Origin of the sequence: Octadecabacter sp. R77987, assembly GCF_042466115.1 — a bacterium.
Taxonomy (GTDB): domain Bacteria; phylum Pseudomonadota; class Alphaproteobacteria; order Rhodobacterales; family Rhodobacteraceae; genus SW4.
In genome coordinates this window covers 1,494,249-1,507,239 of record NZ_JAXHBQ010000001.1, presented here as the reverse complement: position 1 = coordinate 1,507,239, position 12,991 = coordinate 1,494,249, and the positions used below count along the sequence as shown (strand labels likewise).

12 protein-coding genes and 1 pseudogene are annotated in these 12,991 nt (G+C 59.5%); 5 read left to right on the top strand and 8 right to left on the bottom strand.

The genetic code is table 11. The annotated features are described in order from the left end of the window. Window positions 1-8: 8 nt before the first annotated feature. Window positions 9-2,279: an adenosylcobalamin-dependent ribonucleoside-diphosphate reductase gene (locus tag SJY21_RS07640; protein WP_377508459.1), complete on the top strand. Its 2,271-nt coding sequence runs from the start codon at window positions 9-11 to the stop codon at window positions 2,277-2,279. A gap of 7 nt (window positions 2,280-2,286) precedes the next feature. Here the strand turns inward: SJY21_RS07640 and mnhG are convergent, their stop codons facing one another. The 8 genes and pseudogenes from mnhG to SJY21_RS07600 form a co-directional block, all read right to left on the bottom strand. Beyond that, entirely contained in the window at window positions 2,287-2,670 is a 384-nt protein-coding gene (gene mnhG / locus SJY21_RS07635) for a monovalent cation/H(+) antiporter subunit G (RefSeq protein WP_377508456.1), read from the bottom strand. Beyond that, entirely contained in the window at window positions 2,667-2,954 is a 288-nt protein-coding gene (locus SJY21_RS07630; protein ID WP_377508453.1) for a K+/H+ antiporter subunit F, read from the bottom strand. Before SJY21_RS07630 ends, mnhG begins: the two co-directional genes overlap by 4 nt. Beyond that, window positions 2,951-3,451, bottom strand: coding sequence for a Na+/H+ antiporter subunit E (locus SJY21_RS07625; RefSeq protein WP_377508450.1), 501 nt, complete (start codon window positions 3,449-3,451; stop codon window positions 2,951-2,953). Before SJY21_RS07625 ends, SJY21_RS07630 begins: the two co-directional genes overlap by 4 nt. Window position 3,452: 1 nt before the next feature. Further along, window positions 3,453-4,994 (bottom strand): monovalent cation/H+ antiporter subunit D, encoded by a 1,542-nt coding sequence (locus SJY21_RS07620; RefSeq protein ID WP_377508447.1) that lies wholly within the window; start codon window positions 4,992-4,994, stop codon window positions 3,453-3,455. Then, window positions 4,991-5,344 carry a Na+/H+ antiporter subunit C gene (locus tag SJY21_RS07615; RefSeq protein WP_377508444.1) on the bottom strand — a complete coding sequence of 118 codons (354 nt, stop codon included), beginning with the start codon at window positions 5,342-5,344 and terminating at the stop codon, window positions 4,991-4,993. The genes SJY21_RS07620 and SJY21_RS07615 overlap by 4 nt, the downstream gene beginning before the upstream one ends. A gap of 3 nt (window positions 5,345-5,347) precedes the next feature. Then, window positions 5,348-8,223: pseudogene (locus tag SJY21_RS07610) on the bottom strand (monovalent cation/H+ antiporter subunit A). 127 nt (window positions 8,224-8,350) lie between these two features. Next, complete coding sequence (locus tag SJY21_RS07605) at window positions 8,351-8,773, bottom strand: DMT family transporter (RefSeq protein ID WP_377513188.1); 423 nt, start codon at window positions 8,771-8,773, stop codon at window positions 8,351-8,353. Window positions 8,774-8,775: 2 nt separating this feature from the next. Then, window positions 8,776-9,294, bottom strand: coding sequence for a DMT family transporter (locus SJY21_RS07600; protein WP_377508441.1), 519 nt, complete (start codon window positions 9,292-9,294; stop codon window positions 8,776-8,778). Window positions 9,295-9,397: 103 nt separating this feature from the next. Here SJY21_RS07600 and SJY21_RS07595 point away from each other — a divergent pair, with 103 nt between their 5' ends. From SJY21_RS07595 to rpsD, 4 genes are all read left to right on the top strand, one after another. Further along, window positions 9,398-10,297 (top strand): lipid A-modifier LpxR family protein, encoded by a 900-nt coding sequence (locus SJY21_RS07595; protein ID WP_377508438.1) that lies wholly within the window; start codon window positions 9,398-9,400, stop codon window positions 10,295-10,297. Window positions 10,298-10,412: 115 nt separating this feature from the next. Further along, window positions 10,413-11,477, top strand: a complete 1,065-nt coding sequence (locus SJY21_RS07590) for a Hint domain-containing protein (protein ID WP_377508435.1) — start codon at window positions 10,413-10,415, stop codon at window positions 11,475-11,477. Window positions 11,478-11,479: 2 nt separating this feature from the next. Beyond that, complete coding sequence (locus SJY21_RS07585) at window positions 11,480-12,193, top strand: M50 family metallopeptidase (protein ID WP_377508432.1); 714 nt, start codon at window positions 11,480-11,482, stop codon at window positions 12,191-12,193. Window positions 12,194-12,324: 131 nt separating this feature from the next. Beyond that, window positions 12,325-12,945, top strand: a complete 621-nt coding sequence (gene rpsD / locus SJY21_RS07580; protein ID WP_148056410.1) for a 30S ribosomal protein S4 — start codon at window positions 12,325-12,327, stop codon at window positions 12,943-12,945. Window positions 12,946-12,991 lie beyond the last annotated feature (46 nt).

Below are 12,991 nucleotides of genomic sequence, written 5' to 3'. Positions count from 1 at the left end.
GATACCTGATGACCCGTTTCACCGCGCCCATCGCTGAACAAATCTGGGATATGAAGTATCGCTTCAAGGCGGCTGATGGCACCCCGATTGATGCGACGGTCGAGGATTCGTGGCGCCGGATTGCGCGTGCACTCGCTGCCGTGGAAAAGGCACCCGCCAAATGGGAAGAAAAATTCTACGCCGCGCTGGAAGATTTCAAATACTTGCCCGCTGGCCGGATCACGGCGGGTGCCGGCACCAAGCGTTCTGTGACGATGTTCAACTGCTTTGTCATGGGCACGATCCCCGACAGCATGGGGGGCATTTTCGACATGCTGCGCGAGGCGGCGCTGACGATGCAACAGGGTGGCGGGATCGGCTATGATTTCAGCACCATTCGCCCCAAGGGCGCGGCGGTGCATGGTGTGGCGGCGGATGCGTCCGGCCCCTTGTCATTCATGGATGTCTGGGACGCGATGTGCCGCACGATCATGTCTGCCGGATCGCGGCGCGGCGCGATGATGGCGACGATGCGTTGTGATCACCCCGACATCGAGGATTTCATCACGGCCAAAGCCGACCCGGCCCGCCTGCGCATGTTCAACATGTCGGTGCTGGTGACAGACCCGTTCATGGAGGCCGTCAAATCGGATGGCCCGTGGGAGTTGGTGCACGACGGGCAGGTGATGAAGACACTGAATGCGCGCGATCTGTGGAACCAGATCATGAAATCGACTTATGATTTTGCCGAACCGGGCGTGATTTTCATCGACCGGATCAACGCGATGAACAACCTGAACTACTGCGAAACCATCGCCGCGACGAACCCTTGCGGTGAACAGCCCTTGCCGCCCTACGGTGCCTGTTTGCTGGGCTCGATCAACATGGCGCGTCTGGTCAGCGATGCGTTCGAGGATGGCGCGGCGCTGGACGTTGACGCGCTGGGTGATCTGGTTGCAACAGCCGTGCGGATGATGGACAACGTGGTTGATGCCTCGCAGTTCCCGCTTGAGGCACAGGCGCAAGAGGCCGCAGCGAAACGCCGGATTGGTCTGGGCGTGACGGGGCTGGCCGACGCGCTGCTGATGGTGGGCCTGCGCTATGGATCGACGGAGGCGGCGCGTCAGACCGAGGACTGGATGCACGCGATCGCGCGCGCCGCATATTTGGCGTCGGTCGATTTGGCCAAGGAGAAGGGTGCGTTCCCGCTGTTTGATGCCGATAAATATCTGGCGACCGGCCATATGCAGCAGATGGACGGTGATGTGCGCGATGCGATCCGCAAACACGGAATTCGCAACGCCCTGCTGACCAGTATCGCCCCCACCGGCACGATTAGCCTTTATGCGGGTAACGTGTCGTCTGGGATCGAGCCTGTGTTTGCCTATGCCTACACCCGCAAGGTTTTACAAAAGGATGGCACCCGCACCGAGGAAGAAGTCGTCGATTACGCCGTGCAGATGTGGCGCGATCTGAAAGGTAACACCGCCTTGCCCGACTATTTCGTCAACGCACAGACCCTTGCACCGCTGGATCACGTGCGCATGCAGGCGGCAGCGCAGAAATGGATCGACAGCAGCATTTCCAAGACGATCAATTGCCCCGAGGACATCGGCTTTGAGGATTTCAAAGAGGTCTATATGGCCGCATGGGATCAGGGCTGTAAGGGCTGCACGACCTATCGGCCCAACGATGTGACCGGATCGGTGCTGAGCGTGTCCGAGGATAAGGCCGAACCGGAAGTCATCACCGACGATAACGCCGGCGACGTGATCTATATGTCCGAACCGCTGGACCGCCCGAGCGAGTTGGAGGGCGCGACTTACAAGCTCAAATGGCCCGACAGCGAACATGCAATTTACATCACGATCAACGATCTGGTCGTTGCAGGGCATCGTCGCCCGTTTGAGGTGTTCATCAACTCCAAGAACATGGAGCATTTCGCGTGGACTGTGGCGCTGACACGGATGATTTCGGCCGTGTTCCGGCGTGGTGGGGATGTGTCGTTTGTGGTCGAGGAACTTAAAGCGGTGTTCGACCCGCGCGGAGGTGCGTGGATGAAGGGGAAATACGTGCCCTCGATTTTGGCGGCCATCGGTGGGGTGATCGAGAAACACATGGTCGCCACAGGGTTTCTGGCGGGTGAAGGCATGGGCCTCAAGGCTGATCCGCACGCCGATGTTGTGTCCCTGAACGCGCGACCCAAGGGCAAGGCCTGCAGCAGCTGCGGTTCCTACGAACTGCGCATGGTCGAAGGCTGCATGACCTGTGGCGACTGCGGCTATTCCAAGTGCGGCTAGGCGGCGGTTAGTCCTGCAATTCGATCTCGCGGTCGGCTTCGGGCGTGTTCAATGTTGCCCATGTATCGTCGCGTGGGGGTGCGGGCGGCACATTGCACGACCGTGTGTGAAGGTGCACCTTGGCGATGAAGTTTGCCGAAATCGGGGCCGTGACAAACAGGAAAGCCATGATCAGAAGTTCATGCGCCGAAGGGTTCCCTGACAACGCAGTGTTCAGCATGGATGCCAGCAGCAGTGCGCCGATGCCAACAGTGCCGACCTTGGTCGGGGCGTGCAAGCGGGTCATGGAGTCGTTGAATTTCAACAGGCCAAGCACCGCGACCAGTGCAAAAAACGACCCGATCAGCAAAAAGGCCGCGACGGCGTAGGTTCCGACAATCTCGAGTGTCATTCGATGATGTCCCCCCGCAGCATGAAGCGGGCCAGTGCCACGGTGGACACAAATCCCAGCATTGCGATCAGCAACGAGACCTCGAAGTAAATGCGCCCGCCTTGGTGAATTCCCAGCAGAACGACGATACCCAGCGCATTGATCACCATGGTATCAAGCGCAAGAATCCGGTCGCCGGTGGTTGGTCCGATCACAAGCCGCACCATGCACAACGCCTGTGCAAAGGCGAGCGTGACAAAGGCAATGATCAGGGTCGTTTCCATCAGTTGGGTTGCGAAACTCATGTGAAAATCTCCTTGAGGCGGGCCTCGTAGCGGGTCTTGATATCGTCGCGCACACTATCGGGATCGTCGGTATGCAGCACATGCACCAACAGGCTGTGCCCTTCGTCGGACAAATCAGCTGATACCGTTCCCGGTGTCAGCGTGATTGTGCCCGCAAGCATGGTGATGGCTTCGGGCGCGACCAGATCAAGCGGGACAACGATCCACGCGGGTTTAAGCTTGCTGTTGGGAACTGTCAGCACGACCCAGGCAACCTGCACATTGGCGACCATGATGTCCCACATCACCACAAGACTGTAGCGCACCATTTTGCCCATGTGAAAGCTGGTCGGGCGGTCGGGCCACCAGACCGATGTGGCCAAGGGGATCAGCACACCAAGGATCACCCCGAACACGGCCATACCTGCGGAAACCTCGTTTTGCAGCAACACCCAGACAATCGCCAGCAATAGCGTCAGGAACGGATGCGGGATCAACCATCGCAATGCGCGTGTCATGTCAGTGATCCTCCTGCGGTGTGCTAAGCTTGCCCGGTGTTTCAAGGACGGTTTCGGTGTAATCGGTTGGCGCAAAAAGCTGGGTGGCAATGGCATTGGTGTAGCCATGCACCTGTCCGGCAAACACGGTGTGCGCAGCCAACACTGTGATGAGCCCGCCCACGGCCACATAGGACAGGATCGCGGGGCGCATCTGTTCGGGGGCATCTTCGGGCATCGGGATGCTTTGGCTTTTCCAGAACAGGGTGCTGCCTGCACGCGCGAACCCGACAATCGAAATCAGGCTTGACCCAAGGACGACGGCCCAGATCCAGACCATCAAATCCGATGGATATGCAGCTTGAAGGATCACAAGCTTGCCCAGAAATCCCGACAGGGGCGGCAGGCCCGCCATTGCAATTGCGCCGGTGAAAAACAGGCCCGCTGTCAGGGCTGCCCCCGCGATGGGCGCTTGGGGCGTCAGAGCGAGGCTGGCCCTTCCCGTGCGCACCAGGTCGGAAATCAGGAACAAGGCCGCACCCGCAAGTGTGGAGTGAACCATGTAATAAAGCGCGGCGGCAATCCCTGCGGGGGTAAACAGCGCGATCGACACCATGACCATCCCCATGGACCCGATCACTGAAAAGGCGATCAGACGGTCAAGTTTTTTGGCGGCCAAGACGCCGATCATGCCGATGGCAAGTGACACAAGTGCAGCAGGCAGCAGCCAGAAATCATGCAGGCCTGCCATGACTTCAAGGTCAGGCGGAAAGATCATCGTATAGACGCGGATGATTGCATAGGCGCCGACTTTGGTCATGATCGCGAACAGGGCGGCAACGGGGGCAGGGGCTTCGGCATAGCTGGAGGGGAGCCAGAAATGCAGCGGCACAAGGGCCGCCTTGATCGCAAAGACCAGCAAAAGCAGAACAGCCGCCACGCGGATACCGACCGTGTCGTCGGGGCTGATCATGGCCACCCGCTGCGCCAGATCGGCCATGTTGAGCGTGCCGGTCGCGGCGTAAATCGCCCCCAGCGCGAACAGGAACAATGTTGATCCGATCAGGTTGAACAGCACGTATTGGACACCGGCGCGCAGCCGTGCATTGCCGCCCGCGTGGATCATCAGCCCATAGGATGCAATCAGCAGCACCTCAAAGAACACGAACAGGTTGAACAGGTCGCCGGTCAGGAACGCGCCCATGATGCCCATCAGTTGGAACTGGAACAGTGCGTGAAAATGCCGCCCGCGGTCGTCCCAGCCTGATCCGATCGCATAGAGCAGGACAAACAGCGCCAAGATCGCAGTCAGGAGGACCATCAGCGTCGACAGCCGATCACCCACCAGCACAATCCCGAAAGGCGCGGCCCAATCGCCGAGTTGATACAGCACGATCGTGCCGTCCGCGGTTTGCCATGCAAGGGCCGCGGCGATGGCCACCAGCGCGCCAACGCCAACCAGTGACAGGACGCGCTGGATGCCGATGTGGTAGCGCGCCGCAAGAACGATGAACGGGGCCAGCAGTGCGGGCAAAACAACGGGGGCGATGATCCAGTGGGTCATACGGTGTCCTCCGCCTGATCATCTGTGTCAGGCTGGTCATCCACGTGGTCGTCATCCGACCCAAGGAAGGCACCAAGGCCGATCATCACCACAACGGCCGTCATTCCGAACGAAATCACGATGGCCGTCAGGACCAGCGCCTGGGGCAGCGGATCGGCGTATGTGGTCACGCCATCACGCAGGACAGGGGCAGACCCCACAGTCAGCCTGCCCGAACTGAACAGAAACACATTGACCGCATAGGTCAGCAACGAAATCCCAAGAATGACCGGAAAGGTGCGCAACCGCAGCACCAGATACAAACCACCTGCCGTGAGGATACCAATGGCCGAGGCAACGAGCAGTTCCATGACTTACGCTCCCTCTTTGGTGGTTGGAATGTCTGACAGCGGCCCTTCGCGTGACGGGTCGATATCCATCGGAAATTCGCTTTCGGGCACATGGGCGCGGCGCGCCAGCCGTGAAAAGCTTTCCAATGACAGCATCACCGCCCCGACAACGGCAAGGAACACACCAAGGTCAAACAGCGCCGCTGTGGCCAGTTCGAACTTTTCAAAGGGCGGGATGCGCACATAGGTGAAATCCGACGTCAGGAAAGGTTTGCCAAAGAACCACGATCCGATCCCGGTAAGGCCCGCGATTAATACGCCCGCGCCGATGACGCCGTGATAGGGATAGCGCAAGCGACCGAGGCCCACGAGAACCCGCTTGCCATATATTGCATCACAACGGCAATCGACACGATCAGCCCCGCGATAAAGCCACCGCCCGGTTCGTTGTGACCGCGCAGGAAGATGTAAAAGCCGACCATCAGGACGATGGGCATGATCACCCGCGTCAGCACGACCATCATCATCGGATGCATGTTGCCCGCGCGCGGCTGATCGGGTTTGCGATTCAGCAGGCGTGCGCGCACCGGCCCACCCAGCAGGGTTTCCGTCAGCGCGTAAATCAGCAGCGCGGCAATGCCCAGAACGATAATTTCGCCGTAGGTGTCAAAGCCACGAAAATCCACAAGGATCACGTTGACCACGTTCGTGCCGCCACCACCTTTGTAAGAATTGGCAAGGTGGAACTCGGAGATGGGCGTTGTGACCGCATCGCGCAGCAGAAAATAATAGGCCAGCGCAAAGGTCGCCAACCCGCCCGCCACGGCAACAATGCCGTCGCGCACACGGCGCAGAACCGAGCTTTCGACCGGAGTGCGGTTTGGCAGGAAGTTCAGTGCAAGAAGAAGCAGGATAATCGTCACTACCTCGACCGTGAACTGGGTCATCGCAAGGTCGGGCGCGCTGAGAAAGACAAAGGCGATGGAAACCATCAGGCCGACGATCCCGATCAGGATCAGTGACAACAGGCGGTTGCGGTGCATAAAGACCAGCCCCGCCGTTGCGGCGACCAACATCGCCCATCCGGCAATCGGCACGGGGCCGACGGATTGCAGGGAACGGGTCGCAGCGCCCACGGTGCCGGTTGCCCAGGCGTGATATCCGGCGGCAATGATCACGGCAGAGGCCACCGCCGCATAGCGCGAGAAGGCGCCGTTATGCAGGGGCAGGATCAGTGCGCGCGCAGCGTCCACAGCGCTTTGGATCACTGCGTCGAAAATCGTCTTGGCTTCGGGGCGCGGGGTCGCGTCCCAGAATCGCAATGCGGGGTTGAAGACGGCCAGCAACGCCAAACCGCCAACCACCGCGATGATCGATATAAACAGCGCAGGCACCAGCCCGTGCCAGATCTTGAAATAGGCCGAGGGCACGCTTGCCTCGCCGCCCAGGACCGCCGCCGTGACAAGCTTGACAAAGGGTTCGGCCACAAAGGGTGCGACACCGATCACGATCACGGGCACAATCAACAGGGCAGGCGGAAGCCAAAGCCCCGCTGGCGGATCATGGGGCGTGGCAGGATAGTCGTCACGCACCGGGCCAAGAAACACATGGCCGATCAGGCGGAAACTGTATGCGGCCGAGAAAAGCGCACCGAATGTTGCCAACACAGGGACCAACCAGTGCGCGCCGAACAGCACTGTGTGATTGGCTTCCTCCAGCATCATTTCCTTGGACAGGAACCCGTTCAACAGCGGGATACCTGCCATCGAAAGTGCCGCAAGCGTGGCAATGACAAAGGTCACAGGCATCAGCTTGCGCAGGCCGCCAAGGCGGCGAATGTCGCGCGTGTGGGCCTCGTGATCAATGATGCCCGCTGACATGAACAGCGCGGCCTTGAATGTGGCATGGTTAAGGATGTGGAACACGGCCGCCATCGCGCCAAAGGCCGTGCCTGTGCCCAACAACATGGTGATCAGGCCCAGATGGCTGACCGTTGAAAAGGCCAGCAGCGCCTTGAGATCGTGTTTGAACAGCGCGATCACCGCGCCCAGCACCATCGTGACCAAACCGGCGGTTGTGACAATCACGAACCATTCCGGTGTGCCCGACAGCACGGGCCACATCCGCGCCATCAGGAATATCCCGGCTTTGACCATCGTCGCCGAGTGCAGGTAGGCGGACACCGGCGTTGGCGCCGCCATCGCGTGGGGCAACCAGAAATGGAATGGAAACTGTGCGGACTTTGTGAAACAGCCCAGCAGGATCAGGATCAGGGCGGGCACATACAGCGGGTCGGCCTGAATCAGATCGCGGTTTTGCAAGATCACGCTCAGGTCATAGCTGCCGACAATCTGCCCAAGGATCAGCATCCCGCCGATCATCGCAAGGCCACCCATTCCCGTCACGGCCAGCGCCATGCGCGCGCCCTGACGACCTGCGGGTAGGTGCTTCCAATAGCCAATCAACAGGAAGGACGACAGCGATGTCAGCTCCCAGAACACCAGCAAAAGCAGGATGTTGTCGCTTAAGACAATACCAACCATCGCGCCTTGGAATAGCAACAGATAGGTGAAAAATTCGCCCATATTGTCGTCGCGGCTTAGGTAGTGGCGCGCGTAAGCGATGATCAACAATCCGATCCCGAGGATCAGAAGGGCAAAGAAAAAGCCCAAGCCATCAAGCATCAACGTAAAGTTCAGGCCCAGCAATGGCATCCAGTCGATCCGGGCCATCACGACCTCGCCCGCCAGCACGGTTGGAAGATTTGTCAGCAACCCGACAAAGGCTGCCAGCGAAACCATGAACGTCACGCCCGCGCAGGCTGATCGCCCCGCCTGATTCATCAAGCCTGGCAAAAGCGCGCCGATGAAAGGCAGCAGGACGATTAGAAAAAGGGACACGGCGACTCCTGCATGGATCGTTTTTTTGCTTTGTCCAAAAATGCACCGGATTTGCACAAAGGCAAGGTTCGCGGGCAAAAATCGGTCAGGCATTCCTAACAGGATCGTGGCAGAGGCACTACCCGATTTAGCGGGCGCGCTGGCGTTGGGCCAACCACATGCCGGCGATAATCATCGCCACACCCGCGGCGCGCATCCACGGGGTGCCAGCGATCCCTGCGGCCACATCCAGCACAACACCGGACACCATCTGCCCGGCGATGATCATCAGCGCGGTGTTCACGGCACCTATGCGGGTGATCAGCCAACTGCTTGCGGCAATGAACACGACTCCGATCGTGCCACCGATATAGGCAATCAGCGGGGGATCGGGTGGGCCGTCACCAGGCCAAAGACCACCAAAGGCCAGGGCGATGATGCTGATGATGACAAAGCCGACGATATGGTTCCAGAACGACGAGGCCATGGGCGAGGTCGCCAACGAAAGCCGCCCGTTGATCTGGCGGCTCAGGCTGACAAGCACGCCAGCAATCAAGGCAAGGATGACCATTGTCACGCACTGCCCCCCGAAAAGATGATCAGCAGGCTGCCCCCGCAGATCAACGCCAGTGCGCCAAGATCGTGCAAGGTCGGGCGGCGGCGGGGCAGGCCGAACAATCCGAACCGGTCGGCGACCAGCCCGAACCCCACCTGACCGACCAATCCCAATGCCAGGGTTCCCGACAGTGCCAGCGCCGTGTTCACAGTGACCGACGTCAACACGACCGTCAGCGCGCCTGATGCGCCACCCAGGAATGACCATACCGGGGCCTGACCGATGATCGGGCTGCGCTTGCGCCGCTGCAGGATCAGCAGGAACACCAGCGCTGCGATCGTGCCCGTGCCATGTGCCGTCCACGATGCGAACATCGCTGTGCCATGCGCTGCCAACTGGCCATTGAACAGCACCATCAGGGTCAACAACCCACCGGTCCCAAAGGCGATCAGAAAGGCAAACAGGGGCGGATTGGTTTGTGTCATCCCGCCCTCATGCCGCAAATTGGCGGCGGCGCAAACCGCCTTCTGTGTCATTCGCGCAATAGCTGCGGTGCAAGTGCCAAAACCCGTGGCCAGATCAAACACCGATGTCCTATAAGCACAGGGCCGGGGGGCGCTGATCTAATTGGGGATATCCATGCGTAGCCTTTCCGCCGTTCTTTTGTTTTCCGCCGTTACTGCTGCCACGCCTGCCCTTGCCGAAGGGCGCGAGGTATTGGGATACGGACGCCTTTTTACCAATGACTACTTTGGTGATAACGATGATCGCTGGCGCACGGGTGGCTATGTGATCAGCCAGGTGCGCGGCGCCGGTTGGGACGGAAACCGCCCCGAACGCGCAGGCGCCTTGATGGAATACCGGTTGCGCACTGAAATCATCGCGCCATCCCGCGGCACATCGGATCGCCCTTATGCGGGCGTCTTGTCGTTTGGCGCGCACACGCATTATGCGGTTGGCACCATTGAAGTGTCCGTTGGCGGTGACATTGTCGCGATTGGCCCCGGCACGGGCGTGTCGGATTTTCAGGAATGGTTCCACGATGTCGTTGGCGCGCCCGCGCCCGAAGGTGTCGCCACGCAGCTTGATGATCAGGTTTACCTAAGTGGCACAGTTGAATTGTCGCGCAGCTATCGCGTGTCGGATCGGGTGACGTTCCGCCCCTTTGTCGAAGGACAGGCCGGCGTCGAGGAAATTTTCCGCGTTGGAGCCGATGTGTTGATCGGCCGCGTTGGGCAAAACGATTTTCTGTTGCGTGATGTGACCACCGGGCAGCTTTATCGCGGCGTGGAAAGCAACGATTCCGGTGTGAATTTCGTTCTTGGTGCCGATTACGCGATGGTCGGCAACAGTGTCTATCTTCCGGCCGATTTGGGATATGCCCCGACCGAAACCCGCACCCGCGCACGCGCCGGATTGCACTGGCAAATCTTCGAGGACACATCGTTCTTTTATGGTGTGACCTATCTAAGCGAAGAATTTGTCGGCCAACCCGAAGGACAGGTTCTGGGGTCACTGAAGCTAAATTTCAACTTCTGAAGAAATAGTTAACGGTCACTCTTAAAGTGACTTGATCCGTGCGAATCACCCCTGTTAGGGTTGTCTCGTAAAGCTGCGCAAAGACGCGGTATGACAATATGAGGCAGATACGGGCATGAAAACGGGCTTTAAGGGCACGTTTGTCATCTCCTGGTCGCAAACGGAACTGGACGGGCTTTGGTCCGCACCGCTGGACGCATTGCGCGTTGGCACCGCCTGGTCGTGGACCGGCGACGCCGTGCGCGTTGACGGACCCCGCGAGATATTACCGCTTGGCGACGCAATGGGAGAGGCAGACCTTCGCAAACGCGCAGCGCACTCGGTGCGCAAACTGTTGCGCGCAGTCGAGGCAGATACATCACGGCTGGATCAGGTGACAGTGCCTGTACAACTGGCCGAAACCAGTTTCACCGTTACTGACGGACGCGACACATGGACCGTGACGATCATCGAAGGGGCCAGCCCATCGGCGCGCCTGTTGATGTTCGTGGGGGAAATCCCGCCGCGCCACGTGGACCTTTGGGTTGTCAGCCATAACGTCAATCTGGATGCGCGCGATCAGGTCGAGGATCGCCCCGGCGGTGTGATTTGCTTTACGCCGGGCACGATGATCCGCACCGATGAAGGTGCGAAACGGATAGAGGATATCACGCAGGGCGACTTTGTGCAGACCAAGGACAATGGCTGTCAGGAAGTTCTGTGGACCGGAAGCCGCCGCATCACGGGCGCGCGCCTATACGCGATGCCGCATCTGGCACCTGTGCGATTGCGCGCCGGATCGCTGGATCAGGACGTGCCGGACGAAGGCCTGTTGGTATCCCCCGATCACCGGATTTTGTTGCGCGGCGCGCGGGCGCGCGAACTGTTCAATGCCGACGAAGTGTTGGTGACGGCCCGTGACCTGGTGAACGATCACAACATCCTGGTTGATCACGCGGTGCGCGAGGTGACTTATATCCACATGTTGTTGCCCAGCCATCAGGTCGTGTTTGCCAACAACGTGGAAACCGAAAGCTTTCACCCGGCCAGTGCCGGCCTTGATACGATGGACCCGGACCAGCGCGCGCTTCTGTTTGCGCAGGTGCCCGAAATTCAGGCTGATCCGCAGGCATACGGTGCATATGCGCGCCGCGTTCTCTCGGGCAGCGAGGCGGCGATCCTGCGTCACAAGGCGGCCTGAACTTGGCCAAGGTTGGTGGCTACCTCATGGGCCATTGGCAGTTGATCGTGCTGACGGCTCTGATTTACGCCCTTTGGAACACCAATGTGATCTGGCCCCTTCGTGTGCTTGTCGTGCTGTTTCACGAGCTGTCCCACGCAGGCATGGCGCTGGCGACGGGTGGCGAGGTTGTTTCCGTTACCTTCCATCAAAACGAAGGCGGGCTTGCCGTCACCCGGGGTGGCAACGGGTTCTGGATTTCGACAGCGGGCTATCTTGGGTCTTTGATCATTGGTGCGGCGCTGTTTTTGGCTGCTGTTCTATCGCGCGCGGACAGGGCTGTGGCCGCAGGCGTTGGGGCCGTGATGATCTTTGCGGCATTATTCTATATGCGCGACATGTTCGCGGTCGGGTTTACCCTGCTGATCGGGGCGGCGTTGATTGCGGTGGCGTGGTGGCTGCATGCCCAGGTGTCTGATTTGATCCTGCGGGTGATCGGGCTGGCAAGCATGCTTTATGTGCCGTGGGATATTGCCACCGACACGATCATCCCACGCCGGTTCGGGTCTGATGTGATGAGTGATGCGGCGTCAATCGCGGGGCGGACCGGATTGACCGAAGGGATCGTTGGATCCGTCTGGTTTATCCTGAGCCTGATCGTGATATTTGCAACGCTATGGATTGCCTTGAAACGGCCCAGCAACATTACCTTTGGGCCGCAGCCAGATAGCCGTTGACTCCGTCCAAGACACTTATATAAGCGCGCATTCATTGGTGTTGGTGGCCCCTGCAAGGGGATGCCTGTCGGGCTTCGGCCAGAGGACAACGCCCTTCACGCCCTCAAGGGCCCCTAAGAAGGAGATCAGCCGTGACCAAACGCACGTCTGCCAAATACAAAATTGACCGCCGGATGGGTGAAAACATCTGGGGTCGTCCGAAATCCCCCGTCAATCGTCGTGAATATGGCCCCGGCCAGCACGGTCAGCGCCGCAAGGGCAAACTGTCCGATTTCGGCATCCAGCTGCGCGCCAAGCAAAAGCTGAAAGGTTACTACGGTGATCTGACCGAAAAGCAGTTCCGCCGCATCTATGGCGAGGCCGAGCGCGTAAAAGGCGATACAGGTGAAAACCTGATCGGTCTGCTGGAACGCCGTCTGGACGCCGTTGTGTACCGCGCCAAGTTCGTGGCGACAGTGTTTGCCGCACGCCAGTTCGTGAACCACGGCCACGTCACCGTGAACGGCCAGCGCGTCAATATCCCGTCCTACCGCGTCAAGGAAGGTGATGTGATCGAAGTGCGCCAGAAATCCAAGCAGATTGCTGTCGTTCTGGAAGCCACACAGCTGCCCGAGCGCGACGTGCCCGATTACATCGACGCCGATCATTCCAAAATGACAGCAACGTTCGTGCGCACCCCTGCGCTGGGCGATGTGCCTTATCCCGTCATGATGGAACCGAACCTCGTCGTGGAATTTTACGCCAAGAACTAATCGGTTCAGGCAGTTCAAATTCAAGGGTCGCGGCGCAAGCTGCGGC